Source organism: Mesorhizobium oxytropidicola (genome assembly GCF_056174625.1).
This window is the reverse complement of record NZ_CM149692.1, coordinates 2,101,124-2,125,748: the sequence shown is the minus strand read 5'-3', so window position 1 is coordinate 2,125,748 and position 24,625 is coordinate 2,101,124. Positions and strand designations below refer to the sequence as shown.

Here is a 24,625-nt window from a genome sequence, read left to right as displayed (position 1 = left end):
TAAGCCTATTTCAGCAATCGGCCTTCGATCGACCAACGCGCGGCAAGGAAATTCAGCACCGCCGCCACGATGACGCCGCCGATCTTTGCCGGCCACACTCCGGCGATGCCGGCGAACAGTGCGATCGACAGGCTGGAGACGCCGAGCGAAATCAGCGCCCCGAGCGAAACGAAACGCAGGAAAGCATCATGCAGCCGGATGGCGTGGTTGCGCTCGAACGACCAGAAGCCGTTGGCCACGAAGGAGAAGACGACGGCGATCGACCATGAGATGACGTTGGCCGGCAGCGGCGGGACATGCAGCTTGAGCAGCAGGAAAAAGCCGGCAAGGTCGATCGCCGTGTTCGCCAGCCCGACAATGGCAAAGCGCACGATCTTGCTGCCGGTCGAACGGCGGGGCTGGTCCGTGCCGCTCATCCCTTGCCGTCCATGATCTCGACACCGGCGCGGGCGAGGCTGGCGCCGAAGGCGTCCGAGGCCAGGACCGCGTATTCCACCTCGCGCACGCCTTGCATCGGGTCGCGCGCCCGCAGCGTCTCGTCGACATGGCCGGGATGGCACATGAACAGGCCTCGTTCCGGCAGCGCCTCGACAGCGGCCTGCAGAACCGGAGCAAATCTATCGGGTTGCCGCCAGTCATAGATGCCGGTCAGCGGCGCGAAAAGGGCGAACCCGGCGCGCGCCATCGAGCGGTTGAAGCCGGCAGCCACGGCAGCGATTGCCGCGACTTTCGGCGCCACGGCGGCATTGCCCAGCGCCGGCGCACCGCGCAGCGCCGGCCTGCCGCCAGCTTCGGAAAAATGCGCCCGCAGCCATTTGCGCACGACGGGCAGGAAATGCACGTGCTGGTGCCCGTCTATGAAGTCAGGTTGGCGGCCAAGCGCTTCGACGAAGCGGCTGTACTGCGCGTCGAGCTCGGCATGGACATCCCGCTCGTTAATGTTTCCGCGCAGGACCGGCAGTGCCAAGGAACGCAGCGGCGGCAGCCGGCCTTCCGGCGCCAGGCTCGACCGGCCGGTGACAGCCGATTGGTCCGTCAGGGTCAGGTGCAGCCCGACCGCCTTACGACCACACAGCGGCTTTATGCGCTCAGCCTCCACAGGCCATTCCGGAAAGCCGGTCATGCAGCTGGTGCCGGTCAGGCGCCTGCGATCGAGCAGGTCGAGAATCGCGGTGGAGACGCCAGGCGCCAGGCCGTAGTCGTCGGCAATCAGGCGGATGCGCCGCGTCATGGGCCTGGTGGCCTGTCCGAAACGTCGCCGCGCACGACATCGCGCACGAGATAGACCGGCCGGTCCTTGCTTTCCGAAAGCGTGACCCAGACATATTCGCCGATCAGGCCGAGCAAGGTGAGGTTGAGACCGCCGAGCAGGACGACGGCGACCATAAGGCTGGGATAGCCGGGGACGGCGATGCCGTAGAACAGCACCTCGAAGAACACTTTGGCTCCGTAGATGATGCCCGCCAACGCCGCGAGCATCCCACTCAGGCTGATGATGCGCAGCGGAATGACGGAAAACGACGTAAACCCTTCCAGCGAGAAGGCGATCAGGTTGAGCCGGCTCCATTTCGACGTGCCGACAGCGCGGTTTTCCGGCGAGTATTGTATGGCTTTCTGGCGAAAGCCCGCCCAGGCGAACAGGCCCTTGTTGAAGCGCCGCTTGTCGCGCAGGCTCGTCAGTGCGCGCACCACGGCGCCACGCATGACGCGAAAATCCCCCGCGTTCTCCGGAATGTCGAAACGCTGGCTGCTGTTGATCAGGCTGTAGAACAGCTTCGCGAGTTGGCTGCGCCGCCAGCTGGCCTCGCGGCGGTCGTTCTGCGCGAAGACGACATCGATATCCGGGTTTTCCACCAGCTCGGCGATCATCCTCAGGCTGGTGTCCATCGAATGCTGCAGGTCGGCGTCCATGACCAGCGCCATGTCGCCGCGCGACTGGTCGAGGCCGGCGAGCACCGCGACCTCCTTGCCGAAATTGCGGCTGAGCCGCACGATCTCCCAGGACCCCGACAGCGCCCGCGAAAACCGCTCGGCGCCATCGTCGCGGCTGCCGTCGTCGACCAGGATCTTGTGGACTTCCATGCCGAAGCGCTGCGACACTTCGGCTTCAAGCTTGTCGAGCAATGCGGCAAAGGCCGACGCCGATTGTGCCTCGTTGAAGAACGGCGCCACGATATCGAGAACGGGCCGCGACTTAGCCATTTGCGACAGGCCTTTCATTCATCATCTTGCCTCGCGTCACCTTGTCTCCTGCTTTCGCCCAGAACCACCAGATCAGGGAGCTGGCGATAACGGTGACCGCGATCGGCCGGAACCAAGGGTAGGTGAAATCCTGGATATGGCGCTCGACGCCGGTTAGCCCTGTCAGGAACAGGGTCACCGCGAGCACCGACGCCAGAGCACCGCCGCGTTCCTCGCGCCACAACAAGGCGACAGCGAGACCGGCGGGCACGGCGATCATGGCATAGGTGTTGGGCTCGACGCGCGGGTTGAAGACACACATGTAGAACGTCGCCGTCAGGAAGATGGCGAGACCAGCCGTTCCGCGTTCGAGCTTGCGGTCGAACCAGATGACGGCTGAAAGCGTGAACAGGGCCATGACGATGCGCACGATCGTGGCGCCGAATTCCGGGAGGGGCAGCCCCACACGGGTGAACGGCGCCGTGAAATCGGTGGGAACGAAATGGCTGGTGTTGTCGACGGCCATCGAGGTCAGCATCTGGCCAAAACACGATACTGGTCGTTGAGATAGCTTGCGGGAGCGAAAGCGTAAGGCAGTGCGAGCACGAACAGCACCGCCAGCACTAGCACCGGTATCAGCCGCAGGCGCAGGGCGCCCACCAACAACAGCATGATGATCGCTGTCGGCTTGGCGATGATGGCGACCGAACCCCAGAAGAAGGTTTCGGCGCGCCGTCCTTCGAGCGCCGACAAGGTGAGAAGCCAGCAGGCGCCGGTCAACAGGATCGTCGCCTGGCCGTTGCGGATCGCCCCCAGCGCCATCGGCAGGGCAAGGAACAGCCCGAAGGACAGCAACCATGGCAACTCCCCGCCGCCGAGCTTGCGCACCTGCCGCATCGCGGCGAAGGTCAGCACCGCGAAGCCGATGATATGCCACACCAGGCCGCCCAGATGTGGGCCGAGCTTGAACAGCGGAACATAGAGCGCGGCAAAGGCCGGGGCGTAGAGATACCCCATCTCGGACTGAAGATCATAGAGCGGCCGGCCGGCCAGAAATTCCTGGCTGCCATATCTGTAGGCCGACAGCACGCTGCGCGTGTCGGGCGCCAGCAGGACGAGGACAAGAACGACCAGGAACGCTCCGATCCACAGGCCAAGTCCCAAACGGTCGAAAACCAGCTTGGACATCGTCATCAAGACACCCCACAACACCCGGAACAGGCTCGGTCCAGCACTGTCCCGGCATACGATGGCGGCGGCATATCACGGACAAAGCGGCGAGGCATAGGGGGATTGATCGGCGCATCTTCGCCACCCCGAAGCAGGCGACCTGACTAGTCGCCTGTAAATTCAGGCAGGCTAAAATAGGGATTGCTCGGGTCGTATCGATGCTTTGGCTCACCCTTGCCGGTTGAAACAGCCCCCGGGATGAGCACCCCTTTCGGTCCGAATTGATAGTCGATGCCGGCACAAAGGTAAGCGAGATCCTGGTAGCCGAAACCGCGCAACGCAATACCACTGTCGAATGCTGCTGCTTTGAGTTGCTCGGGCGTGAGCGGGGCTATCGTCCTGTCGCGGTAGGCTTTGATCTTGGCCTTGTTGAGCCTGGACGACTGACATTCGGCACCGACCACCCGCGCCAGCATGATGTTCCTGACCGCGGTCGCGGCGGGGTCGTCCAGGGGAGCGGAATATTTCTTGAGAAAGTAATTCGTATTCGGATCGTTCGTCATGGCCTTGCGCCAAAACGGCGGAAACTTGTCGGCAGCCTGCGCACCGATGGTGCCGACCATCGACAGCAGGACGATCGGCACAAACCACCATCTTCTCATAAGCAGCCCCCGTTTCTTTGCAGTTGCCGGACTTCATCTCACTCGGTCATGGTCACTCAAGGCCGGATGAAAACCTTGCCGTTGGGCTTGGCCAGTTCCGCCGGCACCCGCGCGATTGCCTCGGCGAGCGGCACGACGGCTGTCACGTCGGTCGACCAGCGCCCGTCGGAAAAACGCTTCTGCGCTTCCAGGATCGCCGAACCGCGCCGCTCCTTGAATTGCCGCATCCATTCGCTCAGCCAGAAGCCCTCGATATGCTTGTGCTGGAAGATCAACTGGCCGGGCTCGCGGATGATGGTGGCGTCGGTGTCGAGCCGGCCATAGATGATCCAGCGCGCCCGTTTCGGCATCGCATGGAAGATGGCCGAGGCCAGCGGCCCGGTGACCGCGTCGAGGAAGATGCGCGGTTGTTCGGCCTTCATCACCTCGCGCAGCATGGTTTCGAAATCCGGCGCCTTCTCGTTGACCACATGGGCCGCGCCGATCTCCTTGAGCAGCGCGATCTGCTCGTCGCGGCGCACGGTGACGATAGGCCGAAACCCTTCCTCCCTGGCAAGGCCGATGATCAGCTTGCAAAGCTGGCTGGCGCCGGCGGTCATGATGAAGGCCTTTTCGCCCTCCTGTTTGACGATGTCGAACATGGCGATGGCGGTGAGCGGATTGACGATCATTGCCGCGCCATCCTCGTCGCGAACCGTGTCGAGCAGCGGAATGCAGGCTGCCGCCTCGGCGACGGCAAATTCAGCCCACGAGCCCCAATTGCTGAGGCCGGTGGCGAAGGCGACGCGCTTGCCGACGAGGCTCTTGGCATAGGGCTCGTCGCCGCCGGCGACGACGGTGCCAACACCCTCGAAGCCAGCCGGCCGGCCCTTGGCGCGCGGCTGGCCGTACTGGCCCTTGATGAAGGCGACATCGGATGGGTTGATCGAAGCCAGGCTGACCTTGATCAGCACTTGGCTCTGTCCGGGCGACGGCACCGCGATGCTGCCCGGCTCGAGATAGGGCTCCATCGCCTCGAGCAAACTGCCGCTCGGCGTCTTGGTGTAGCCGTCGCCGACCAGGAGCAGTGCCTTCATTTCGGAGGGGATGGTCATCGGTGACACTCCTTGGTTGTTGGCAGAAGGACCATAGCGCAGAGGACCGAGCTGCTGCTCAGACCTTCTCCTGCGTGTATTTCCTCAGCTCCGTCCGCGCCACCTGGCGGCGATGCACGGCGTCGGGCCCGTCGGCGAGGCGCAATGTCCGCAGATGCGTCCACGAGCGCGCCAGCGGCGTGTCCTGGCTGATGCCTTGCGCGCCGAACATCTGCACCGCCTCGTCGGTAACCTTGAGTGCGACGCGCGGTGCGATGACCTTGATCTGGCTGATCCATGGGGCAGCGGCGCGCGCATCGCCCTGGTCGATCATCCACGCCGCCTTGAGGCACAGCAGCCGCGCCATCTCAATTTCCATGCGGCACTCGGCGATGATGTCGAAATTGGCACCGAGTTTTGCCAGGGGCTGACCGAAGGCCTCGCGGCGCACCGAGCGTTGACACAGCATCTCCAGCGCCATCTCGGCCTGGCCGATGGCGCGCATGCAGTGATGGATGCGGCCGGGACCGAGCCGGCCTTGTGCGATTTCGAACCCCCTGCCCTCGCCGAGGATCAGGTTTGTTGCCGGGACCCTGACATTGTCGAAGCGCAGGTGCATATGGCCATGCGGCGCGTCATCGTCGCCATAGACCTGCATGGCGCGGACCTTGGTCACGCCTTTCGTGTCCGCAGGCACCAGGATCATCGAATGGCGGCGGTGCTGCGGCTCCCCGTCGCCGCCGGTCCGCACCATGACGATGTAGATGGCACAGCGTGGATCGCCGGCGCCCGATGCCCACCATTTTTCGCCATTGAGCACATAGTCTTCGCCTTGCCGGTCGCAGCGCATCGAAATGTTGGTGGCGTCGGACGAGGCAACATCCGGCTCGGTCATCAGATAGGCCGAGCGGATTTTTCCGTCCAAAAGCGGTTCAAGCCATGTTTTCTTGTGGTCGGCCGAGCCGTAGCGCTCCAGCACCTCCATATTGCCGGTGTCGGGGGCCGAGCAGTTGAAGGTCTCGGCACCGAGATGCGCCTTGCCCATCTCCTCGGCGAGATAGGCGTATTCGACGGTGGACAGGCCGTAGCCGCGTTCCGAGCCGGTCAGCCAGAAATTCCACAGGCCACGCTCTTTTGCGGTCTTCTTCAGTCCTTCGAGGATCTCGCTCTGGCGGGCGCTGTAGGTCCAGCGGTTGCCTGCCTTGCCCACCTCGCCCAAAAATTCCTTGTCGAGCGGCATGATCTCGTCGCGCACCATGGCCGCGACGCGCGCGTGGATCGGCTTCAGCCGCTCGGTCATGCCGAGATTCATCTCCGTCATCGGTCGCTAACCCTTCATAGAGGCCCGGCATTTTGTCAGTGGCAAGGATGACCGTACTTCGGATAGCCTTGTCAACGCGAACTGTTTTGCCCGCATGCCGTGCGCGGAGGATTGTGATGGCCTATCTCGACGAGCTGTTTTCGGTGGCCGGCAAGACCGCGCTGGTGACGGGCGCGGCGACCGGCATCGGCCGCATGGCGGCGACAGCGCTGGTCAGAGCCGGCGCCAGCGTCATGATCGCCTCGCGCAAGGGCGAGGATTGCATCAAGGTCGCCAATGCGTTGAACACGCTCGGCGCCCCGGGTCGGGCCGAGGGCTTTGCCGGCGATGTCTCCAGCGAGGCTGGCATCGCCGCGCTCGTCGCCGAGGTCAAGGCACGGACCGACAGGCTCAACATTCTGGTCAACAATGCCGGCGTTTCCTGGGGCGCGCCGCTGGAAAGTTTTCCCTATTCGGCATGGGCCAAGGTGTTCGGCGTCAATGTCACCGCGGTCTTCCATCTGACGCGCGAATTGCTGCCGTTGCTCGAAGCAGCCGCCAGCGACGCCGATCCGGCCCGGGTGATCAATCTGGGTTCGGTGATGGGCACGCAGCCGCTGGCCGACGACGCCTATTCCTACACGGCGTCCAAGGCCGCAGTGCATCATCTGACGCGCACCTTGGCGCTGGAGTTCGCCGCCCGCCGCATCACCGTCAACGCCTTTGCTCCCGGCCCCTTCCAGAGCCGCATGACGGCCTTTGCCACCGGTACGGATGAGCAGGCTAGACATGTCGGTAGTCATGTTCCGATCGGCCGTATCGGCGCGGCGGATGACATTGCCGGCGCAACGCTCTATTTGTGCAGCCGTGCAGGCAGCTATGTCACCGGCGCCATCCTGCCGATCGACGGTGGGCAGTCGGTGCAGCATGGATTGACCTTGTTCAAGGAATGACATTTTCCGGCCGTAGAAGCCGGAGGTGAACTGGAGGACATGAGCGTGGAACCGATCAGTCTCGATGTGCTTCTGGCCAGTGTCGGCAAGGAAGTCGGCATCTCGCCGTGGCGGGTGGTCACGCAACGCATGATCGACCAGTTCGCCGACGCCACCGACGACCACCAGTTCATCCACTGCGACCCTGAGCGGGCCAAGCGCGAGACGCCGTTCGGCGGCACCATCGCGCATGGCTTCCTGTCGCTGTCGCTGTTGTCGGCAATGACGTTCGAGACCATGCCGCCGCTGGAAAACGGCAAGATGGGCGTCAACCATGGCTTCGATTCGCTGCGCTTCCTGGCGCCGGTGAAGACCGGCGCGCGCATCCGCACCCATTTCGTACTGGCCGATGTCAAGGTCAGGCCATCCGGCTGGGTGCAGACCGCGCATGACGTGACGATCGAGATCGAGGGCTCGAAGAAACCGGCGCTGACCGCCCGCTGGCTGACGCTGACGCTGATCGAACGCCAGCCCGAGACCGCATGAGCGACGCCAACGCGCTCGACCGGGCAGCGCTTGCGCCTTACCTCGAGGCGGAAATCCCCGGCTTTTCCGGGCTTGCTTCAATCGAAAAATTCAAATCCGGCCAGTCCAACCCGACCTATCTCCTGACGGCGGCCAGCGGCCGCTATGTGCTGCGCGCCAAGCCGCCGGGGCAATTGCTGAAATCGGCGCATCAGGTCGACCGCGAATTCCGCGTGATGAAGGCGCTTGCCGGCACCGCCGTGCCGGTGCCGGCAACGCTGCATCTGTCGGCCGAGGACTCGCCGATCGGCCGCATGTTCTATGTCATGGATTTCCTCGACGGCCGCATCTTCTGGGATCCGGCACTGCTTGAGGCGCGCGACAATGACGAGCGCGCCGCGATCTACGACGCCATGAACGGCACGCTCGCGGCGCTGCACGATGTCGATGTCGAGGCCGTGGGTCTCAGCGATTTCGGCCGGCCGGGCAATTATTTCGAGCGGCAGCTGGCGCGCTGGACCAGCCAGTACCGGGCTTCGGAAACCGGCACCATTGCCTACATGGGCCAGTTGATCGCCTGGCTGGAAACGCATATGCCGGCTGATGACGGCCTGATATCGCTGGTGCATGGCGACTACCGGCTGGACAATCTGATCTTCGCGCCGGACCAGCCAAGGGTCATCGCGGTGCTCGACTGGGAACTGTCGACGCTGGGCCATCCCTTTGCCGACCTCGCCTATCAATGCATGCAATGGCGCCTGCCGCATGCTTCGGGCTTTCGCGGCCTGGGCGGCATCGACCGCGCGGCGCTCGGCCTGCCCTCGGAAGAAGACTATGTCGCCGCCTATTGCCGGCGGCGCGGGCTCAGCGATATCGGCAACTGGACCTTCTTCCTCGCTTTCTCCTTCTTCCGTTTGGCGGCGATCTGCCAGGGTGTCTACAAGCGCGCGCTGGACGGCAACGCCTCCAATCCGGAAAAGGCCAGGACCTATGGCGAGGCGGTGAAACTGCTTTCGCATCTCGCCGCCAGACTGATCGACAAGCAGAATTGATGGGGAGACGGGATGGGCCGCTTTGACGGAGCAACGGTGCTGATCACGGGTGCCGCCGGCGGCCTCGGCAGGGGTGCCGCGAAAGGCTTTGCCGCCGAAGGCGCCCGGCTGGTGCTGTCGGACATCGACGAAAAGGCGCTCGCCGGTCTTGCCGCGACCTTGCCGGCCGAAACCGCGATCCTGGCCGGCAACGTAGCGGAGGAGAAACTGTCCGAGGACCTGGTCAGGCTGGCGGTCGAAAGATTCGCCCGGCTGGATGTCGCCATCAACAATGCCGGCATCGTCCAGAGTTTCGTGCGCCTGCCGCAGGTGCCGTCGGACGAAGCCCGCCGCGTGCTGGAGATCGACCTGCTCGGCGTCTTCTATGCCATGAAGCATCAGATCCCGCAGATGGAGCAACAGTTCAAGGCCACGGCCAAGGGCGGCGCCATCGTCAACATCGCCTCGGTTGCCGGGCTGGTCGGCGCGCCAAAGCTTTCGGTCTACGCCGCCGCCAAGCATGGCGTCGTCGGGCTGACCAAATCGGCCGCCGCCGAATACGCGACCAAGGGTGTGCGCATCAACGCCATCTGCCCTGCCCACACCAGGACGGCGGTGGTTGACAGCTTCGTGCGCGTCTCCGGCGCGCCGGAGGCAGAGGCGTTGGCCGAACTGACGCGCGGCGTGCCGATGAAGCGCGTGGCGGAAGTCGACGAAATCACCACCGCCATCCTGTTCGCCGCCGACCCGGCCAACTCCTTCATGACCGGCCATGCGCTGGCCGTCGACGGCGGCGTCGGGGCGATCTGATACCTACCGCTTGGGAACCCGCGGCGCCCTTGTCCGTTTCCGTACAGCGTATATAATTTAGCCAGATACCATCAACCCCAGACACCCACCGAGAGGCCCCAGACTTGCCGCCGAGCGTCCAGAAACGCCGCGAAAAACAGAAGGCCGAGCTGCGCTCCGAGCTGGTCGAGGCCGCGCACAAGCTCGTCCGGGAAGAAGGCTATGAAGGCCTGACCATCCGCAAACTGGCCAAGCGGGTCGGCTATGCGCCGATGTCGGTCTATTCCTATTTCGCCGACAAGCAGGACATTCTGTTCGCGCTGGCCGAAGATGCCTTCGAGACGCTTGCCCGCCGCATCGAGGAGCATCCGTCCGACGATCCGATCGAGGCCTTGCAGGCGGTGATGACCGAATATGCCGCCTTCGGCCTCGGCAATCCCAACGAATACCGCACCGTCTTCATGACCGAGAAGACCAGGCCGCCGGAAGGCCAGAGTTTTCAAGAAATGCACGAGGCCAACCCGGCGATGAAGGCGCTGATCAGCCGGGTCGAGGCCTGCGTCGCCGCCGGAAAATTGCAGGGCGATCCGCGCGCCATCGCCACCATGCTGTGGGCGGTCGGCCACGGCACGATCTCGCTGTTGATCACCTTTCCGTTCTACCCCTTCGGCGACCCGCATGCTTTCGTGAAACGGATGTGCGATTTCCAACTGGCCGCACTCAGCACGCAGAACGTGCCGCCGCTGACCGAGACTCCGGTCAACTGCTGAACGCCAACTCCTTCGTTTCCATACTTCCTCGCGACCTTCCCCGGCCTACCGGAGGGCGAATTTCTTGGTTAACAAAATTTTACCGTACGCGTACGATTTTGGCTTGAACTTCGCGATCGGCGGACGTATCTGTACGTAGCACCGTACATGTACGGAAAAGATTTACCCGTCGAAAACGGAGACTGACAATGAAAAAGACCCTCCTCACCCTCGCCGCCGTGCTGGCACTTTCCGGCTCGGCCTTCGCCGCCAACACCACCCACCCGGTCAAGCACGTGCCGGCCGCGACCTGCGTCGACACCAAGACCAATGTGAAGCTGGATTGCGCCTCGACCGGCTCGGTCGAGAAGAAGGGCGCCACGGAAAACAATGCTGAAGGCAAAGGCCCGCGCCTCGGCATCGGCATCAACCCGTGGATCGTGCCGAGCGCGTTCTAAAGTTTTGCGCGCTTCTGGCCGGCACGAGCCGGCCAGAAGCATATGTCAGCCGAGCGTGACCGGCAGCCTGGCCGCCGAACTCTCGAAGGCCGCGTCGATCAGCTTCTGCATAACGGCGGCGCGCCGGAAGGACGGATCGCCATTCTGCCCGGCATCCAGCGCATCGACAAAACGCCGGGCGTTGCGCTTGACATCCGGCAAGGCTAGCTCACGCCAGAGCTGAACATCGACGTCCTTTCCCAGGCATGCCGACAGCCGCGCTGCTTTGCCATCGGTCTCGACCTTGAGCGCTCCTTTGGTGCCATGCAGCGTCAGCGACAGGTCATTGCCATGGCCGGTTGTGTAGCGGCTCGCCATGATCGTCGCCAGCGCGCCGGATGTGAGCCGTGCCGTCATCGCCACACTGTCATTGGCGTCCAGCACATAGTCGCCGATCCGATCGCCTTCGGCCTTCGGAAACGTCACCAGATCGGCATTCAGGCTGACGATATCCTGGGCCGCGCCATAGGTGGCGAAGTCGAGGATGTGGATACCGACATCGCCCAGAACCCCGGTCGAACCGTGCCGGCTCGACAGGCGCCACAGCCATTTGTCCTCGACGCGCCAGTCCCCCCAGGATTTGCTGACCAGCCAGCTCTGCTTGTAGCTCGCCTCGACATGGCGCAATTCGCCGATCGCGCCCGCCAACACCAGACGCCGTGCTTCCTGGATCGCCGGTGAATTGCGGTAGGTGAGATTGACCATATTGACGAGGCCTGCGGCCTCGGCCGCTTCGGTCATGGCAAGCGCATCGGCATGATTCGGCGCCAGCGGCTTTTCGCAAAAGACATGTTTTCCCGCGGCAAGCAGCGCCAGCGTCGTCGCTTTGTGCACACCGTCCGGCGTTGCGTTGATGGCGGCGTCGAACTCGCCCCAGGCGATCGCCGCTTCAAGGCTCTCGAAAGAAACGCCGATCTGGTTGGCAGCGGCAAAGGCCGCCGCGCGGCCAGGCAGCTGATCGACACAGGCGACGATACTGCAGCCAGGAACCTTTGCGAACTCTTCGATATGATGTCCGGCGATCCAGCCGGTGCCGAGCAAGAGCAGGCGATGCATCAGATCAGGTCCCTCATTAACTCAACCCCTTGTCGCCATCGGCATGCAGGCGCAGGCCCTTTTGCACGATCTTCTCCTTGGCCTTGTTCGTCGGCACGTTCGGCGCATTGGTGATGCCGGCCCATGCGGGCGCCGGGTTATGCGCCCAGTGCACGGCATTGCGCAGCACCTGCTGCACGCCCTCATTGTGATAGATCGGATAGGTCTCGTGGCCGGGCGAGAAATAGAAGATGCGGCCCGCGCCGCGCTGGTAGGTCAGCCCGGAGCGGAACACCTCGCCACCCTCGTACCAGGAGACAAACACCGTCTCGAGCGGCTCCGGCACCGCGAACGGCTCGCCATACATTTCCGTCTCGCCGATCTCCAGGCATTCGCCGATGCCTTGTGCGATCGGGTGGCTGCGGTTGATTGCCCAGACGCGCTCACGCTCTCCCGCCTCGCGCCATTTCAGCGAACAGGGCGTGCCCATCAGCCGCTTGAAGATCTTCGAATAGTGGCCGGAATGCAGCACGATCAGCCCCATGCCTTCCCAGACCCGTTTCTGCACGCGCTCGACGATTTCGTCCTTGACCTCGCCATGGGCGGCATGGCCCCACCACAAAAGCACATCTGTGGCCGCCAGGCGCTTCTCGCTCAGGCCGTGCTCGGGCTCCTGCAAGGTGGCGGTGGTCGCCTCGATGCCCTTGTCGTGGTTGAGCGCGGCGGCGATCGTGCCATGCATGGTCAGCGGATAGAGGTCGCGCACGGCGGCATTGGTCTGCTCATGGACATTCTCGCCCCAGACAACAGCTTTTATCGGCATTTTTCCTCTCCAAAGCGCTTTGAATATCTCAACTGGCGATATCTTGGGAAGATGCCTTTCGACCAAAATTGCTGAAAATCAGCGCTTGCGGGGTTTCCGTCCAGGGACGGTCTTGGCCTTGCCAGGCTTGGCGGGCCCGCCGGGGATCGCCGAACTGGTGATGGACACCGGATCGCTGGCCGGAAACGTGTCCTCGAGGCCCTCCTCGAGTTCCTCTTCCGCGCTCGACGCTTCGTGTTGCTCATGCTCAAGCGAGCGGACGGCCGGTGTCTTTTTCACCGGCGACTTCGGCGCGGACTTTGACGGCATCGGCATTTCTCCCTCGACCTGTTGCCGCACAACGAACGCGGGCGGCAAACGTTCCGGGATCAGCCAGCCGCGTCGCGGGCTCCCTCGGACAGGAAAGTAAAGACATAATCCGAGAAGGAACGCCAGCATTCGACCCGGAAGGCGTCAGCGGCGGTGCGCAACAGCACGATCTCGGCCTTGCCGAGGATGGTGCGCGAAGCGGCGCCCACCGGGAAGGCGTCGAGCGACAGATCCTGCGGGCAACCCGAATTGATCGTGGCTTCGGCCGCCGGACCGGTGACCGAGATCGCGATGTTGCGGTGTGAAATGCCGACCGCCGAATGCAGCGCGGTGACCGTCGCACAGTCGGCGAGCGGATCGTTTGCGCCCTCGTCGATGACAAGCCACTCGTCGGGGCCGAGCCACAAAGCGGTGCGGCCTGCCTTCGACGCGGAAGTCTTCGGCTTCTTCGGCAAGGTCAGGCCGAGCGCCTTGGAAAGCGCCGCGACCGAAGCCTCCGGCGCGCGCAGAGAGATGCGCTCCGCCGGCGGCAGCACCTCGACCTTGACGCCTGTCGCGGAGACGGCGCGTCCAGCCAATGCCGGACGGCGGTCGACCGAAGGCGATGCGGCCGCAGCCGTTTTCTTTGCAGCAGCCTTAGCCATTGAGGCGGCCTCCCGTCTCGTCGAAGAACACCATGCCGGTAACCTCCACTTCGATCACCCCGTTCGGCATAGGCACATAGAGCGTGTCGCCCATCCGGTCGCGGCCGCCGGCGACCAGCGCCAGCGCGATCGAGCGGCCGCAATTCTGCGACCAGTAGCTCGAAGTGACATGACCGATCATCTTCATCGGGATCGCCTGCTTGGGATCCTCGACGATCTGCGCGCCCTCTTCCAGCACCACCTTCGGGTCCTTGGTTTTCAGGCCAACCAGTTGCTTGCGGCCCTTGGCGACCAGATCCGGCCGCGCCATACCGCGGATGCCGACGAAGTCGGTCTTCTTCTTGCCGACCGCCCAGTCGAGACCGGCGTCGTTCGGCGTCACCGTGCCGTCCGTGTCCTGGCCAACGATGATGTAGCCCTTCTCGGCGCGCAGCACGTGCATGGACTCGGTGCCGTAGGCGGTAGCGCCATGCTTCTGGCCTTCGGCCCACAGCGCTTCCCAGACGGCCTGGCCGTAATCGGCCGGCACATTGACTTCGAAGCCGCGCTCGCCGGTGAACGACATGCGGAACAGCCTTGTCGGCACGCCGCAGATCTTGCCTTCGCGCACCGACATATGCGGCAGCGCCTCATCCGACATGTCGATGCCTTCGACCAGCGGTGCGATGATGTCGCGCGATTTCGGCCCCTGCACCGCGATGACAGCCCACTGCTCGGTGATCGAGGTCAGCCACACATTGAGATGCGGGAATTCGGTCTGGAGATAGTCCTCCATGTGGTTCATGACGCGCGGCGCGCCGCCGGTCGTCGTCGTCACATGGAAACGGTCCGGCGCCAGCCTGCCGACGACGCCGTCATCATAGATGAAACCGTCCTCACGCAGCATGATGCCATAGCGGCAGCGGCCGGGTTCCAGCTTCTCCCACGGATTGGTGTAGAGCAGCTCCATGAACTTGGCCGCATCCGGTCCGACCACCTCGATCTTGCCGAGCGTCGAGGCATCGAACAGGCCGGCCGTCGTGCGGACCGCGACGCATTCGCGGTCGACCGCGGCATGCATGTCTTCGCCGGCCTTCGGGAAATACCAGGCGCGCTTCCACTGGCCGACATCCTCGAACACCGCACCTTGCGCCTCGGCCCACGGATGCGTCGCCGTCTTGCGCGTCGGGTCGAACAGCGGCCCGCGCGCATGGCTGACGATCGCGCCGAAAGTGACCGGCGTATAGGGTGCGCGGAACGTGGTCAGGCCGACCTCGGGGATCGGCTTGCCCAGCGTTTCCGCCGCGATCGCCAGACCGTGCATGTTCGAGGTCTTGCCCTGGTCGGTCGCCATGCCGTTGGTGGTGAAGCGCTTGACGTGCTCGATCGAGCGCATGCCTTCATGCACCGCCTGGCGGATGTCCTTGGCGGTGACATCGTTCTGGAAATCGACGAAGGCCTTGACCGTCATGTCCGGGCCGGCGCCGGGTGCGGCACCCAGCATGCCGCGCGACCAGCTCTCCGAGGCGTCGACCTTCGGCTTCGTGCCCTTGGTGGTTTTGGCGCCGGCATCCTTGGCCGCAATGGCGCCGGCCGCATAGGCTTCGTCCATCGTTGCCGACAAGCCGTCCGTGCCGTTGCAGGCGCCGACGGAAACGCAGTCCTGCGCATAGGTGCCCGGCACGAAGCGCTTGGTCTCGTCGTTGAAGGCGACCTTGCCGCGCGACTGCGAAAACAGGTGTACCGACGGCGTCCAGCCGGCCGACATCAGGATCGCATCGACGGGAATGGTGCGCTCGCCGCCGCCATTCTTCGGCTGCACGGTCATCGACGACACCCGCAATTTGCCGCCGGCACGGATCACCGCGCGGCCGAAATTGACCTCGATGCTGAGCGCCCGCGCCTCGTCGATCACCGGACCGGTCGGATTGTCGCGCAGATCGACGATCGCCGCGATGTTGACGCCGGCCTTCTTCAGGTCGATCGCCGCCGCGTAAGCGGAATCATTGGCCGTGTAGACGCCGACATTCCTGCCGACCGCTACGCCATAGTGGTTGAGGAAGGTGCGCGCCGCACCCGCCAGCATGATGCCCGGCCGGTCATTGTTGGCGAACACCATGTGGCGCTCGATGGCGCCGGAGGCCAGGACGACGCGCTTGGCCCTGATCTGCCACAGCCGCTCGCGCGGCAAATCATGGCCGGGAGCCTTCAAATGATCGCTGACACGCTCGACCAGCCCGACGAAGTTCTGCGCGTAATAGCCGAACGCCGTGGTGCGCGACAGCACGCGGACATTGTCCATGGCGGCGAGCTTGGCGATTGCTGCTTGTGCCCAGACAAAACCGTCCTGGCCGTCGATCTTCGCACCGGTTTCGAAACGCAGACTGCCACCGAACTCGGCCTGCTCATCGGCGAGGATGACGCGCACACCGGTCTCGGCCGCCGCCAATGCCGCTGCGAGGCCGGCGGCACCGCCGCCCAGCACCAGCACGTCGCAATGCGCGTAGCGCGAGGAATAATGGTCGGGATCGGGCTTGTCCGGCGAAACGCCAAGGCCGGCGGCTTCGCGGATCTTGGGCTCGTACAGGCTCTTCCAGGCCGCCTTCGGCCACATGAAGGTCTTGTAGTAGAAACCGGCCGAAAACATCGGCGACGCCAGGTCATTGACCGCGCCGACATCGAAGGACAGCGACGGCCAGCGGTTTTGCGAATTGGCGGCGAGCCCGTCATAGAGCTCCTGCACGGTGGCGCGCACATTCGGCGTCTTGCGCGCGTCGTCGCGCACGATCTGCACCAGCGCATTGGGCTCTTCCGCGCCGGCCGACAGGAAGCCGCGTGGCCGGTGGTACTTGAACGAGCGGCCGACCAGATGCACGCCATTGGCGAGCAGTGCGGAGGCCAGCGTGTCGCCCTCGATGCCGGCATAGGACTGGCCGTCGAAGCTGAACCGCGCGGTCTTGGCCTGGCTGAGGCGACCGGCTCTCGGGATGCGGAACGCGCCGCTCATTTGGCAACTCCCGGCAGCTTGGCGGGTTTGGGTTCGCCGGCCTTGTAGGTCATGACGAACTTGTCGGTGACGGTGTCGCGCACGGCGTTGAAGAAGCGCGCGCAGCCATGCATGTGCCGCCAGCGCTCATAGATGATGCCCTTGGGGTTCGAGCGGATGAAGAAGAACTTTTCGAAGTCGTCGTCGCTCTCGCCGGCAATGTTGGCCGAGCGCGCAATATGCGCCTCGCCGGCGTTGCGGAATTCGAGCTCCGGGCGCTCTTCCTCGCAATAGGGGCAGCGGATGAGAAGCATTCTGTTCGTTCCTACAATTCGCCGTGGCCGATGGCCGGTTGGTTGCAAAGCCTCTCGACGGCCATCAGTGCGCCACCGCCGCCGCCGCCGCCTCGTCGATCAGGCGGCCGGTGCGGAAGCGCTCGATGGTGAAGGGCGCGTTGATCGGATGCGGATCGTCCTTGGCGATGGTGTGGGCAAAGACATGGCCCGAACCGGGCGTCGCCTTGAAGCCGCCCGTGCCCCAGCCGCAATTGACGTAGAGGCCGGGCACCGGCGTCTTGGCCAGGATCGGCGAGCGGTCGGGCGTCACGTCGACAATGCCGCCCCAGGAGCGCAGCATCTTCATGCGCGTGAAGATCGGGAACATCTCGCAGATGGCGTCGAGCGTATGCTGCAATATGTGCAGACCGCCGGTCTGCGAATAGGAGACATACTGGTCGGTGCCGGCGCCGATCACCAGTTCGCCCTTGTCGGACTGCGAGATATAGGCGTGCACGGTGTTCGACATCACCACGCAGGGCACCACCGGCTTGATCGGCTCCGACACCAGCGCCTGCAGCGGATAGCTTTCCAGCGGCATGCGCACGCCGGCCATGTTCATGATGACCGAGGAATGGCCGGCCGCGACGACGCCGACCTTCTTGGCGCCGATGAAGCCGCGCGTCGTGTCGACACCCATGACCGCGCCGTTCGGCGCACGCTTGACCCCAGTGACCTCGCAATTCTGGATGATGTGCACGCCGCGCGCCGAAGCGCCGCGTGCATAGCCCCACGCGACCGCATCGTGGCGCGCCGTGCCGCCGCGGCGCTGCAAGGCGGCACCGACGACCGGATAGCGCGCATCCCTGGAGATGTTGAGCGGCGGGCAGAACTCCTTGGCCTGCTCCGGCGACAGCCATTCATTGTCGATGCCGTTCAGCCGGTTGGCATGGACATGGCGCTTCAGCACCTGGATGTCGTGCACATTGTGCGCCAGCATCATGACGCCGCGCGCCGAATACATGACGTTGTAGTTGAGCTCTTGGCTGAGCCCGTCCCACAGTTTCAGCGCATGGTCGTAGATGCCGGCGCTCTCGTCATAGAGATAGTTGGAGCGGATGATGGTGGTGTTGCGGCCGGTGTTGCCGCCGCCCAGCCAGCCCTTTTCCAGCACCGCGACATTGGTGATGCCATGCACCGTGGCAAGATAATAGGCGGTGGCCAGCCCATGACCGCCGGCGCCGACGATGATGACGTCGTATTCCTTCTTGGGCTCCGGCGAGGACCACTGCTCCTCCCAGCCCTTGTGGCCGCGCATGGCCTCGCGTGCGATGGCGAATACCGAATATTTTTTCAACGTCCCAGCCTCGCGCCAACAGATCTAGCGGATTGCAGCCGGGCTTTTGTTCGGCCCGGCGCGCGAGGTGTATCACTAGCGAAACGGCGCTTCCACCCTTGCGCTGTTTGCGACGGCGCTTGCCGTTTTGCGCCACGACGAAAAAGAGGCATGCGGGCTGGCTGTCGTGACGGCCTTCAGCCACATTGCCTGTCGCGAATCTTCGGAGAGCGATCGTGGGCAATGCCTGGTGGAATTTGACGTTGCGCTTCCTGCTGGAGCTTGCCGCCCTGGTTGGTCTCGGCATTGCCGGCTGGACCCTCTCCGACGAATGGTGGCGCTGGGTCCTCGCTTTGGCCCTGCCGCTCATTGCGGCCGTGCTGTGGGGCACCTTCGCGGTGCTCAACGACCCAAGCCGGTCAGGCCGCGCACCGGTGCCTGTGCCGGGCACAGTGCGGCTCGCGCTCGAACTGATCATCCTGTTCGGCGGCGCTGCCGGATTCTATGCTGCGGGTTACACGACCACGAGCATCATCATGGCTGTGCTGATTGTCATCAGCTACGCCTTCTCGCTCGATCGGCTCGGCTGGCTGCTGAAGCAATAGTGCAGGACGACGACACCTTCGCAGGTATCGGGTGGTTCCTCCCCGCCCCATCTGCGACCAAGCATCCCGATTGCCGCTGAGACCAGCGCGAAAAACAGGGATGCAAAAGATGCTCGCACTCGCCAACAAGATCGCCATCGTCACTGGCGCCAGTTCCGGCATCGGCCGCGCCACGGCAAAACTCTTCGCCGAGGAAAGCGCTAAGATCGTCGTCGCCGCCCGCCGTCAGGCCGAGCTCGACACACTTGTCGCCGAGATATCGGACGCGCAAGGCACGGCCGTCGCCCTTGCCGGTGACGTCAGGGACGAAGCCTATGCGAAGGCGCTTGTCGATCTGGCGGTCGAAAGCTTCGGCGGCCTCAACATCGCCTTCAACAATGCCGGCGCCGTCGGCTTGATGGCGCCCCTGCCCGACATGATGCCGGCGACATGGCACGAGACCATGGACATCAACCTGACCAGTGCCTTTCTAGGGGCGAAATACCAAATACCCGCCATGCTGGAGCGCGGCGGCGGCTCGCTGATCTTCACCTCCAGCTTTGTCGGCTACACCGCCGGCATGCCGGGCATGGCCGCCTACGCCGCCGCCAAGGCCGGCCTGATCGGCCTGACACAGGTTCTGGCCGCCGAATACGGGCCGAAAGGCCTGCGCGTCAACGCGCTGCTGCCGGGCGGCACCGATACACCGGGCGCGACGACAACGACGCCCGAAGCCCGCGCTTTTGTCGAAGGTATCCATGCGCTGAAGCGCATGGCGCAGCCGGAGGAGATCGCCCGCTCGGCGCTTTACCTTGCCTCGGACGCTTCGAGCTTCACCACGGGAACCGCGCTGTTTGCCGATGGCGGCGTCTCGATCAACCGGACGTGAAGGGTTTTTGCATCGAACAGGCCGGTTCGCCGCTTTGACGCAGGCGGCCGGTCTTGCTTTTTCCGCGCGATTTGGCGATTCCGTTTTCTCATCGAAACGGGTCCCGAAACCATGATGCTGATCCGAACCTATGTGGCCGCGAGCGCAATCGAGGGCGTCGGCATGTTCGCCGCCGAGCCGATCCGGAAAGGCGCCTCGATTTGGCGGCTTGACCCGGATTTCGACCGGCTGATCCCGATGGACAAATATGAGGCCGCACCGGAGCCCCTGAAGGAATTGCTCGACCGCTATGCCTATCCGAGCCCGGATCGGCCGGGTTTCATGGTCTATGAAGTCGACAATGGCCGCTTCATGAACCATTCGGCGACGCCGAACACCGACTTTTCGCAATATGGCGGCGCCACCGCGACCCGCGACATCGCAGCGGGTGAAGAGATCACCTGCGACTACGGCGAATTCTTCGAGGATTTCGAGCGGCTGCACCTGGCCACCGCGTAGTTGGCGCCCTATCTCGGGGCGACCGTGGCAATTTGGCTGTTGTCCTTCATTTCGACTGTGGACAGCGCGGCCTGATTCTGCTATCAGCCGCCACAATTCGTGGTGTCGACCGCCGCGGAGGCTAGTGGCTATGGCCACTTGCCTGTTGATATCAAACCCGAAAGACAGGATTGCCCGTGCAGGTACTCGTCCGCGACAATAACGTTGATCAGGCGCTTCGCGCGCTCAAGAAGAAGATGCAGCGCGAAGGCATTTTCCGCGAAATGAAGATGCGCGGTCACTACGAGAAGCCTTCCGAGAAGCGCGCCCGTGAAAAGGCGGAAGCCGTGCGCCGCGCCCGCAAGCTGGCCCGCAAGCGCGCCCAGCGCGAAGGCCTGCTGCCGATGACGCCGCGTCCGGTGGCTGCTGGTGGTGCCGCTGGCGCAGCGCGTCCGCCGCGCTGATTATCGCCAATATTTCGTCCTTTTCGAAGGATACTGAGGTGGCGCGATGCGGAATCGCCGCCACCTTTTTATTTTGATTGTGACCCGGCCCGGAGGGGGGATCCGGACCTGAACGACGCGGCTTGAAGTGAGGACAGGGCAGACATGAACGCAACAAGCGTGGAGCGCGGGACCGCATTGCGTGGTTTCGCCCTGACAGCCGCCCTGCTTTCCGGATTGGTGCTTGCCGGCTGCCAGACATCAGGCCCGACCGGCGAGTTCAACAACATCGACAAGGCGCAAGGGTCGAGCGAGAACATCTCCTCGCTGTCGGCGGTCATCCAGCGCAATCCCCAGGATCCTGAAGGCTACAATGTGCGCGGCTCGGCCTATGGCCGTGGCGGCCAGTACCAGGCAGCGCTCAAGGACTTCAACCAGGCCATCCAGCTCAATCCGAATTTCTACCAGGCCTATTCGAACCGGGCGCTTATCCAGCGCTTCCTTGGCAATCAGGCGGCCGCGCTCGACGACTACAACAAGTCGATCCAGATCAACGGCAATTATGACGCCGCCTATATCGGCCGCGGCAATCTCTACCGCAAGGCGGGCCGCACCCAGGACGCCTTCAACGATTTCCAGAAGGCGATCCAGCTCGACACGACGGATGCGCGTGCCTACCACAATCGCGGCCTGATCTATCAGAGCCAGGGCCAGCACAAATTCGCCATCGAGGATTTCTCGACCGCCATCTCGCTGGCGCCGGATGCCGCCGAGCCCTACAACGGCCGTGGCCTCTCCTATCTGGCGACGGGCGACGAGGACAACGCTTTCTCCGATTTCAACATGGCCATCAAGCTCGACGGCAAGAACGCCGAGGCCTGGGCCAACCAGGCGCTGATCTACGAGCGGCGCGGCGACAAGGCGAAGGCGGCGAAGTCCTACAAGGAAGCCGTCCGCCTCAACCCGAGCTACCAGCCGGCCAAGGACGGCTTGTCGCGCGTCGGTGGCAGCGCCAGCTGAGATCGGCTTCCGCTTAACCGGCTAAGCAGTACGGGTTGCTTGCGTGTCCAAAAGGACACGCGGCGCCGAAGATCGCCGCCAATCCGGCAACCGCGCGTTAACCCCTGCGACAATGCGTTAACCCTTGCCTTGTTCACGCCAAGTTTTCGACGGAACGCTCTGGCCATTCAAGCCGTTATTTCCAGGCGATTTGCGAAAGGACCCTCCCATGATCAAGAAACTCGTCTGCGCCGCTGCCCTTGCAACGACCGTATTCGCTGCCGCCCCGGCCAGCGCCGGCAAGCTGCAACTCGGCACGCTCGACTGCACCATCGATGGCGGCACCGCCTACATCGTCGCTTCCAACAAGGGCGTGTCCTGCGTCTTCCGTCCCTACCATCACGGACCGTCGGAGATTTACACCGGCGTCATCTCCAAGATCGGTGTCGATCTCGGCCAGACGCATCAGGGCCAGCTCGTCTGGGCGGTTTTTGCCGCGACCCGCGACCGCGATGCGGGTGACCTTGCCGGCAGCTACTACGGCGTCAACGCCGAGGCGAGCGTCGTCACCGGTGGCGGCGCCAATCTGCTGGTCGGTGGCTTCGACAGCGCCTTCATGCTGGAGCCGCTCAGCGTCCAGGCACAGACCGGCGTCAATCTCGCCGTGGCCGTGACCTCCCTTGAGCTGATCCACTCGCTGAAGTGATTGCATGGAGCCAAGCGCTCCTCTCTACCCTGCGGCGCGGAACCGGATAGGATGGTTCCGCGCCGTTTTATTTTTGAGGGGGACAGTATGCCGAAGACAGCCATCGCTGCTGCCGTGATTGCCATCGTGCTTGGCGCGCCACAGGCACGAGCACAGGACCGGGGCATCGAACTCGGCACGCTTGAATGCGCCATATCGGGCGGCACCGGCTTCATCTTCGGCTCGAGCAAGGATCTGAGCTGCACCTTCACCCGGCCGACAAGAGCTTCGCGCCGGAAGCCTATTTCGGCGCCGTCAACAAATACGGTCTCGATATCGGCACGACAAAGCAGGCGGTGATGCAATGGCTGGTGCTGACGCCGCTGAAGAACATCTACGCGCCGGGTGCACTGGCGGGCGACTATATCGGCGCCAGCGCCGAGGTGACGGCGGCCGTGGGGGCCGGCGCCAATCTGCTGGTCGGCGGTTCATCGCAGGCCTTCACCCTGCAGCCGCTCAGCCTGCAGACGCAGACCGGAATCAATCTCGCCATCGGCGTCAGCCAGTTCCAGCTGCGCAGCACCGAGAATTGATGGCGTCGACGTCGGAGGCGGCTTCGGCCAATCTCGAACGTTGCGATGGTCCACCGAAACGAACCGCTTGAACTCAACCGTGGTTGAGGTCTTACAAACCTGCCCCGACTGAGCAGCGCCTGGATGCGGCGCTATTGTCGCGCATGGTCCTGCCGGAAAGCCTTGCTGGCTTCTGGTGGCATGCGCCGGCATCGAGATATGCAGGACTGGGGTGGACATGACTGAAATCAGCACAAACAGGGTCGACTGGCGCGCATTGTGGGCGAGCGGCGATCTGGCGCGCTTCTGCTTCATCAGCCTCGGCATCCTGCTGCACGCCACCAACGAGACGATGGTGGCGACCGTCATGCCGGCCATGGTTGGTGAACTGGCCGGGGTGCAACTCGTCGGCTGGTCGCTGGCGATCTACGAGCTCGGCGCCATCGTCGCCGGTGCCGCGGCCGGACGTCTGGTCAGCTATGTGGCGCTGCGTACCAATATGGTGGTCGCGGCCCTGCTCTATGCGGCCGGGGCGCTGATCTGCGCCACCTCGCCTTCCATGCAACTGTTCCTGGCCGGCCGTCTGATCGAGGGGCTGGGCGGCGGCGCGCTGGTGTCGCTCGCCTTCGTCTCGGTCGAGCGGCTGTTCTCGCGCGCCATCTGGCCGCAGCTTTTCGGCATCATGTCGGCGATCTGGGGCGTTGCCGCCTTCAGCGGCCCGTTGCTCGGCGCGATCATGACCGAGCTTTTGTCATGGCGTTGGGCCTTCGGCGTCTTCACTTTCGGCGGCACCGCCATGGCGCTGGCCAGCTTCCTCGTGCTCAACACCCCGGAAGCAACGCGACCCATCGCAAGCACGGGCAAGACACCGCCCTTCCCGTTCGCCGCCCTTGCCTGCCTTGCCGTTGCCGTGGTGCTGATCGCCTCTGCCGGCGTCGACATTGCCCTGCTGCGCTCCTCGCTGCTGATCGTGCTGGGCCTCGCCGGCCTGGCGCTATTCTTCGCCATCGACGCGCTGAAGCCGCGCTCCCGGTTGTTCCCGTCGCGGCTGTTCTCGTGGCACACGCCAGTCGGCGCCGGCATGACCATGGTCGCAGCCTTTTCCGTGGCCACCTGCTCCTTCGGCGTCTACGGGCCGCTGCTTTTGACCAGCCTTCATGACATTCCGCTTCTGACCACCGGCTACATCATCGCCGCCGAATCGATCGCCTGGTCGATCCTGTCGATCCTCGTCGCCAACGCCCCGCCGCAACGCGAGCGGTTGATCATCGTCGTCGGTGCGCTGATGATCGCGGCCGGTATTGCCGGCTTTGCCTATACGATACCCCTCGGCTCGATCCCGCTGATCCTGGTCTGCGCCCTGTTGCAGGGCGGCGGCTTCGGCATTGCCTGGCCGTTCCTGACCCGCGTCATCGTCGCCTCCGCCCCGGACGAGGAGCAGACCATCGCCTCGGCCGCGGTGCCGACCATGCAGCGCATCGGCTACGCCGTGGGTGCTGCCCTTGCCGGCATCGTCGCCAATGCCAGCGGCTTTTCGCAAGGGCTGAACCATGACGCGGCGGCCAATGTCGCGAGCTGGCTGTTCCTCGCTTTCGTCCCGCTTGGCATTCTCGGCTGTTTCGCCGCCTTGCGGGCATCCACGGCCGCAAACCGGCCGCTGGAAGCCATCGGCTGAAGCAG

General features: G+C 64.1%; 28 protein-coding genes and 1 pseudogene. 14 read left to right on the top strand and 15 right to left on the bottom strand.

The window, feature by feature from the left end:
• Positions 1 to 5: 5 nt before the first annotated feature.
• From AC0V8S_RS10685 to AC0V8S_RS10650, 8 genes are all read right to left on the bottom strand, one after another.
• Positions 6 to 416: a GtrA family protein gene (locus AC0V8S_RS10685; RefSeq protein WP_183462978.1), complete on the bottom strand. Its 411-nt coding sequence runs from the start codon at positions 414 to 416 to the stop codon at positions 6 to 8.
• Positions 413 to 1,231 (bottom strand): ChbG/HpnK family deacetylase, encoded by an 819-nt coding sequence (locus AC0V8S_RS10680; protein ID WP_183462980.1) that lies wholly within the window; start codon positions 1,229 to 1,231, stop codon positions 413 to 415. The genes AC0V8S_RS10685 and AC0V8S_RS10680 overlap by 4 nt, the downstream gene beginning before the upstream one ends.
• Positions 1,228 to 2,202, bottom strand: a complete 975-nt coding sequence (locus tag AC0V8S_RS10675; protein WP_183462982.1) for a glycosyltransferase family 2 protein — start codon at positions 2,200 to 2,202, stop codon at positions 1,228 to 1,230. The genes AC0V8S_RS10680 and AC0V8S_RS10675 overlap by 4 nt, the downstream gene beginning before the upstream one ends.
• On the bottom strand, positions 2,195 to 2,719 hold the full coding sequence (locus tag AC0V8S_RS10670; RefSeq protein ID WP_475437654.1) for a hypothetical protein: 525 nt from the start codon (positions 2,717 to 2,719) through the stop codon (positions 2,195 to 2,197). The genes AC0V8S_RS10675 and AC0V8S_RS10670 overlap by 8 nt, the downstream gene beginning before the upstream one ends.
• Entirely contained in the window at positions 2,713 to 3,375 is a 663-nt protein-coding gene (locus tag AC0V8S_RS10665; protein ID WP_475437653.1) for a glycosyltransferase 87 family protein, read from the bottom strand. The genes AC0V8S_RS10670 and AC0V8S_RS10665 overlap by 7 nt, the downstream gene beginning before the upstream one ends.
• A 140-nt stretch (positions 3,376 to 3,515) precedes the next feature.
• Entirely contained in the window at positions 3,516 to 3,995 is a 480-nt protein-coding gene (locus AC0V8S_RS10660; RefSeq protein ID WP_183462985.1) for a hypothetical protein, read from the bottom strand.
• Positions 3,996 to 4,069: 74 nt separating this feature from the next.
• A complete protein-coding gene (locus tag AC0V8S_RS10655; protein ID WP_475437652.1) occupies positions 4,070 to 5,107 on the bottom strand; it encodes a zinc-binding dehydrogenase in 1,038 nt (345 codons plus the stop codon).
• Between the two features lie 58 nt (positions 5,108 to 5,165).
• On the bottom strand, positions 5,166 to 6,407 hold the full coding sequence (locus AC0V8S_RS10650; RefSeq protein WP_475437651.1) for an acyl-CoA dehydrogenase family protein: 1,242 nt from the start codon (positions 6,405 to 6,407) through the stop codon (positions 5,166 to 5,168).
• Positions 6,408 to 6,523: 116 nt separating this feature from the next.
• On the opposite strand from AC0V8S_RS10650, the gene AC0V8S_RS10645 reads away from it, so the two are divergent.
• The 6 genes from AC0V8S_RS10645 (at position 6,524) to AC0V8S_RS10620 (ending at position 10,870) form a co-directional block, all read left to right on the top strand.
• On the top strand, positions 6,524 to 7,339 hold the full coding sequence (locus AC0V8S_RS10645; RefSeq protein WP_475437650.1) for an SDR family oxidoreductase: 816 nt from the start codon (positions 6,524 to 6,526) through the stop codon (positions 7,337 to 7,339).
• A gap of 39 nt (positions 7,340 to 7,378) precedes the next feature.
• Positions 7,379 to 7,864, top strand: a complete 486-nt coding sequence (locus tag AC0V8S_RS10640; RefSeq protein ID WP_280515956.1) for a MaoC family dehydratase — start codon at positions 7,379 to 7,381, stop codon at positions 7,862 to 7,864.
• Positions 7,861 to 8,895: a phosphotransferase gene (locus AC0V8S_RS10635; protein WP_475437649.1), complete on the top strand. Its 1,035-nt coding sequence runs from the start codon at positions 7,861 to 7,863 to the stop codon at positions 8,893 to 8,895. The genes AC0V8S_RS10640 and AC0V8S_RS10635 overlap by 4 nt, the downstream gene beginning before the upstream one ends.
• Before the next feature lie 12 nt (positions 8,896 to 8,907).
• Complete coding sequence (locus tag AC0V8S_RS10630; protein ID WP_475437648.1) at positions 8,908 to 9,684, top strand: SDR family NAD(P)-dependent oxidoreductase; 777 nt, start codon at positions 8,908 to 8,910, stop codon at positions 9,682 to 9,684.
• Positions 9,685 to 9,788: 104 nt separating this feature from the next.
• Positions 9,789 to 10,433, top strand: a complete 645-nt coding sequence (locus AC0V8S_RS10625; RefSeq protein ID WP_095199446.1) for a TetR/AcrR family transcriptional regulator — start codon at positions 9,789 to 9,791, stop codon at positions 10,431 to 10,433.
• A 188-nt stretch (positions 10,434 to 10,621) separates the two neighbouring features.
• The gene (locus AC0V8S_RS10620) at positions 10,622 to 10,870 is read left to right on the top strand and encodes a DUF680 domain-containing protein (RefSeq protein WP_183462997.1); all 249 of its coding nucleotides are present in this window, start codon (positions 10,622 to 10,624) and stop codon (positions 10,868 to 10,870) included.
• Between the two features lie 45 nt (positions 10,871 to 10,915).
• Here the strand turns inward: AC0V8S_RS10620 and AC0V8S_RS10615 are convergent, their stop codons facing one another.
• The 7 genes from AC0V8S_RS10615 to AC0V8S_RS10585 all read right to left on the bottom strand — a co-directional run bounded on the left by AC0V8S_RS10615 (position 10,916) and on the right by AC0V8S_RS10585 (position 18,317).
• Positions 10,916 to 11,965: a Gfo/Idh/MocA family protein gene (locus AC0V8S_RS10615; protein ID WP_475437647.1), complete on the bottom strand. Its 1,050-nt coding sequence runs from the start codon at positions 11,963 to 11,965 to the stop codon at positions 10,916 to 10,918.
• Between the two features lie 16 nt (positions 11,966 to 11,981).
• On the bottom strand, positions 11,982 to 12,767 hold the full coding sequence (locus AC0V8S_RS10610) for a ThuA domain-containing protein (protein WP_475437646.1): 786 nt from the start codon (positions 12,765 to 12,767) through the stop codon (positions 11,982 to 11,984).
• A gap of 78 nt (positions 12,768 to 12,845) precedes the next feature.
• Positions 12,846 to 13,076, bottom strand: a complete 231-nt coding sequence (locus AC0V8S_RS10605) for a hypothetical protein (RefSeq protein ID WP_183463003.1) — start codon at positions 13,074 to 13,076, stop codon at positions 12,846 to 12,848.
• Between the two features lie 59 nt (positions 13,077 to 13,135).
• A complete protein-coding gene (locus AC0V8S_RS10600) occupies positions 13,136 to 13,720 on the bottom strand; it encodes a sarcosine oxidase subunit gamma (RefSeq protein ID WP_475437645.1) in 585 nt (194 codons plus the stop codon).
• The gene (locus AC0V8S_RS10595) at positions 13,713 to 16,706 is read right to left on the bottom strand and encodes a sarcosine oxidase subunit alpha (RefSeq protein WP_475437644.1); all 2,994 of its coding nucleotides are present in this window, start codon (positions 16,704 to 16,706) and stop codon (positions 13,713 to 13,715) included. Before AC0V8S_RS10595 ends, AC0V8S_RS10600 begins: the two co-directional genes overlap by 8 nt.
• Positions 16,703 to 16,999 (bottom strand): sarcosine oxidase subunit delta, encoded by a 297-nt coding sequence (locus AC0V8S_RS10590; protein ID WP_095199452.1) that lies wholly within the window; start codon positions 16,997 to 16,999, stop codon positions 16,703 to 16,705. The genes AC0V8S_RS10595 and AC0V8S_RS10590 overlap by 4 nt, the downstream gene beginning before the upstream one ends.
• A gap of 64 nt (positions 17,000 to 17,063) precedes the next feature.
• A complete protein-coding gene (locus AC0V8S_RS10585) occupies positions 17,064 to 18,317 on the bottom strand; it encodes a sarcosine oxidase subunit beta (protein WP_475437643.1) in 1,254 nt (417 codons plus the stop codon).
• A 215-nt stretch (positions 18,318 to 18,532) separates the two neighbouring features.
• Between AC0V8S_RS10585 and AC0V8S_RS10580 the strand changes: the two genes are divergently transcribed.
• The 8 genes and pseudogenes from AC0V8S_RS10580 (at position 18,533) to AC0V8S_RS10545 (ending at position 24,620) form a co-directional block, all read left to right on the top strand.
• Positions 18,533 to 18,901 carry a YrdB family protein gene (locus tag AC0V8S_RS10580; RefSeq protein WP_475437642.1) on the top strand — a complete coding sequence of 123 codons (369 nt, stop codon included), beginning with the start codon at positions 18,533 to 18,535 and terminating at the stop codon, positions 18,899 to 18,901.
• Between the two features lie 109 nt (positions 18,902 to 19,010).
• On the top strand, positions 19,011 to 19,769 hold the full coding sequence (locus tag AC0V8S_RS10575) for an SDR family oxidoreductase (RefSeq protein ID WP_475438599.1): 759 nt from the start codon (positions 19,011 to 19,013) through the stop codon (positions 19,767 to 19,769).
• 111 nt (positions 19,770 to 19,880) lie between these two features.
• The gene (locus AC0V8S_RS10570) at positions 19,881 to 20,267 is read left to right on the top strand and encodes an SET domain-containing protein (protein ID WP_183463018.1); all 387 of its coding nucleotides are present in this window, start codon (positions 19,881 to 19,883) and stop codon (positions 20,265 to 20,267) included.
• Between the two features lie 176 nt (positions 20,268 to 20,443).
• The gene (gene rpsU / locus AC0V8S_RS10565) at positions 20,444 to 20,710 is read left to right on the top strand and encodes a 30S ribosomal protein S21 (RefSeq protein WP_010911429.1); all 267 of its coding nucleotides are present in this window, start codon (positions 20,444 to 20,446) and stop codon (positions 20,708 to 20,710) included.
• Positions 20,711 to 20,854: 144 nt separating this feature from the next.
• A complete protein-coding gene (locus tag AC0V8S_RS10560) occupies positions 20,855 to 21,709 on the top strand; it encodes a tetratricopeptide repeat protein (RefSeq protein ID WP_475437641.1) in 855 nt (284 codons plus the stop codon).
• Between the two features lie 208 nt (positions 21,710 to 21,917).
• The gene (locus AC0V8S_RS10555; protein WP_183463020.1) at positions 21,918 to 22,394 is read left to right on the top strand and encodes a DUF992 domain-containing protein; all 477 of its coding nucleotides are present in this window, start codon (positions 21,918 to 21,920) and stop codon (positions 22,392 to 22,394) included.
• An 87-nt stretch (positions 22,395 to 22,481) separates the two neighbouring features.
• A pseudogene (locus AC0V8S_RS10550) lies at positions 22,482 to 22,966 on the top strand (DUF992 domain-containing protein).
• Positions 22,967 to 23,183: 217 nt separating this feature from the next.
• The gene (locus AC0V8S_RS10545; protein WP_475437640.1) at positions 23,184 to 24,620 is read left to right on the top strand and encodes an MFS transporter; all 1,437 of its coding nucleotides are present in this window, start codon (positions 23,184 to 23,186) and stop codon (positions 24,618 to 24,620) included.
• Positions 24,621 to 24,625: the final 5 nt, after the last annotated feature.

Excerpts from the sequence above, each read along its gene's own strand:
- AC0V8S_RS10635 (WP_475437649.1), top strand. The coding sequence starts at position 7,861 with ATGAGCGACGCCAACGCGCTCGACCGGGCAGCGCTTGCGCCTTACCTC.
- AC0V8S_RS10545 (WP_475437640.1), top strand. The coding sequence starts at position 23,184 with ATGACTGAAATCAGCACAAACAGGGTCGACTGGCGCGCATTGTGGGCG.
- AC0V8S_RS10675 (WP_183462982.1), bottom strand. The coding sequence starts at position 2,202 with ATGGCTAAGTCGCGGCCCGTTCTCGATATCGTGGCGCCGTTCTTCAAC.
- AC0V8S_RS10595 (WP_475437644.1), bottom strand. The coding sequence starts at position 16,706 with ATGAGCGGCGCGTTCCGCATCCCGAGAGCCGGTCGCCTCAGCCAGGCC.
- AC0V8S_RS10665 (WP_475437653.1), bottom strand. The coding sequence starts at position 3,375 with ATGACGATGTCCAAGCTGGTTTTCGACCGTTTGGGACTTGGCCTGTGG.
- AC0V8S_RS10620 (WP_183462997.1), top strand. The coding sequence starts at position 10,622 with ATGAAAAAGACCCTCCTCACCCTCGCCGCCGTGCTGGCACTTTCCGGC.
- AC0V8S_RS10670 (WP_475437654.1), bottom strand. The coding sequence starts at position 2,719 with ATGCTGACCTCGATGGCCGTCGACAACACCAGCCATTTCGTTCCCACC.
- AC0V8S_RS10575 (WP_475438599.1), top strand. The coding sequence starts at position 19,011 with ATGCTCGCACTCGCCAACAAGATCGCCATCGTCACTGGCGCCAGTTCC.
- AC0V8S_RS10560 (WP_475437641.1), top strand. The coding sequence starts at position 20,855 with ATGAACGCAACAAGCGTGGAGCGCGGGACCGCATTGCGTGGTTTCGCC.
- AC0V8S_RS10685 (WP_183462978.1), bottom strand. The coding sequence starts at position 416 with ATGAGCGGCACGGACCAGCCCCGCCGTTCGACCGGCAGCAAGATCGTG.
- AC0V8S_RS10655 (WP_475437652.1), bottom strand. The coding sequence starts at position 5,107 with ATGACCATCCCCTCCGAAATGAAGGCACTGCTCCTGGTCGGCGACGGC.
- AC0V8S_RS10570 (WP_183463018.1), top strand. The coding sequence starts at position 19,881 with ATGATGCTGATCCGAACCTATGTGGCCGCGAGCGCAATCGAGGGCGTC.
- AC0V8S_RS10630 (WP_475437648.1), top strand. The coding sequence starts at position 8,908 with ATGGGCCGCTTTGACGGAGCAACGGTGCTGATCACGGGTGCCGCCGGC.
- AC0V8S_RS10615 (WP_475437647.1), bottom strand. The coding sequence starts at position 11,965 with ATGCATCGCCTGCTCTTGCTCGGCACCGGCTGGATCGCCGGACATCAT.
- AC0V8S_RS10610 (WP_475437646.1), bottom strand. The coding sequence starts at position 12,767 with ATGCCGATAAAAGCTGTTGTCTGGGGCGAGAATGTCCATGAGCAGACC.
- AC0V8S_RS10605 (WP_183463003.1), bottom strand. The coding sequence starts at position 13,076 with ATGCCGTCAAAGTCCGCGCCGAAGTCGCCGGTGAAAAAGACACCGGCC.
- AC0V8S_RS10640 (WP_280515956.1), top strand. The coding sequence starts at position 7,379 with ATGAGCGTGGAACCGATCAGTCTCGATGTGCTTCTGGCCAGTGTCGGC.
- AC0V8S_RS10600 (WP_475437645.1), bottom strand. The coding sequence starts at position 13,720 with ATGGCTAAGGCTGCTGCAAAGAAAACGGCTGCGGCCGCATCGCCTTCG.
- AC0V8S_RS10645 (WP_475437650.1), top strand. The coding sequence starts at position 6,524 with ATGGCCTATCTCGACGAGCTGTTTTCGGTGGCCGGCAAGACCGCGCTG.
- AC0V8S_RS10650 (WP_475437651.1), bottom strand. The coding sequence starts at position 6,407 with ATGACGGAGATGAATCTCGGCATGACCGAGCGGCTGAAGCCGATCCAC.
- AC0V8S_RS10590 (WP_095199452.1), bottom strand. The coding sequence starts at position 16,999 with ATGCTTCTCATCCGCTGCCCCTATTGCGAGGAAGAGCGCCCGGAGCTC.
- AC0V8S_RS10555 (WP_183463020.1), top strand. The coding sequence starts at position 21,918 with ATGATCAAGAAACTCGTCTGCGCCGCTGCCCTTGCAACGACCGTATTC.
- AC0V8S_RS10680 (WP_183462980.1), bottom strand. The coding sequence starts at position 1,231 with ATGACGCGGCGCATCCGCCTGATTGCCGACGACTACGGCCTGGCGCCT.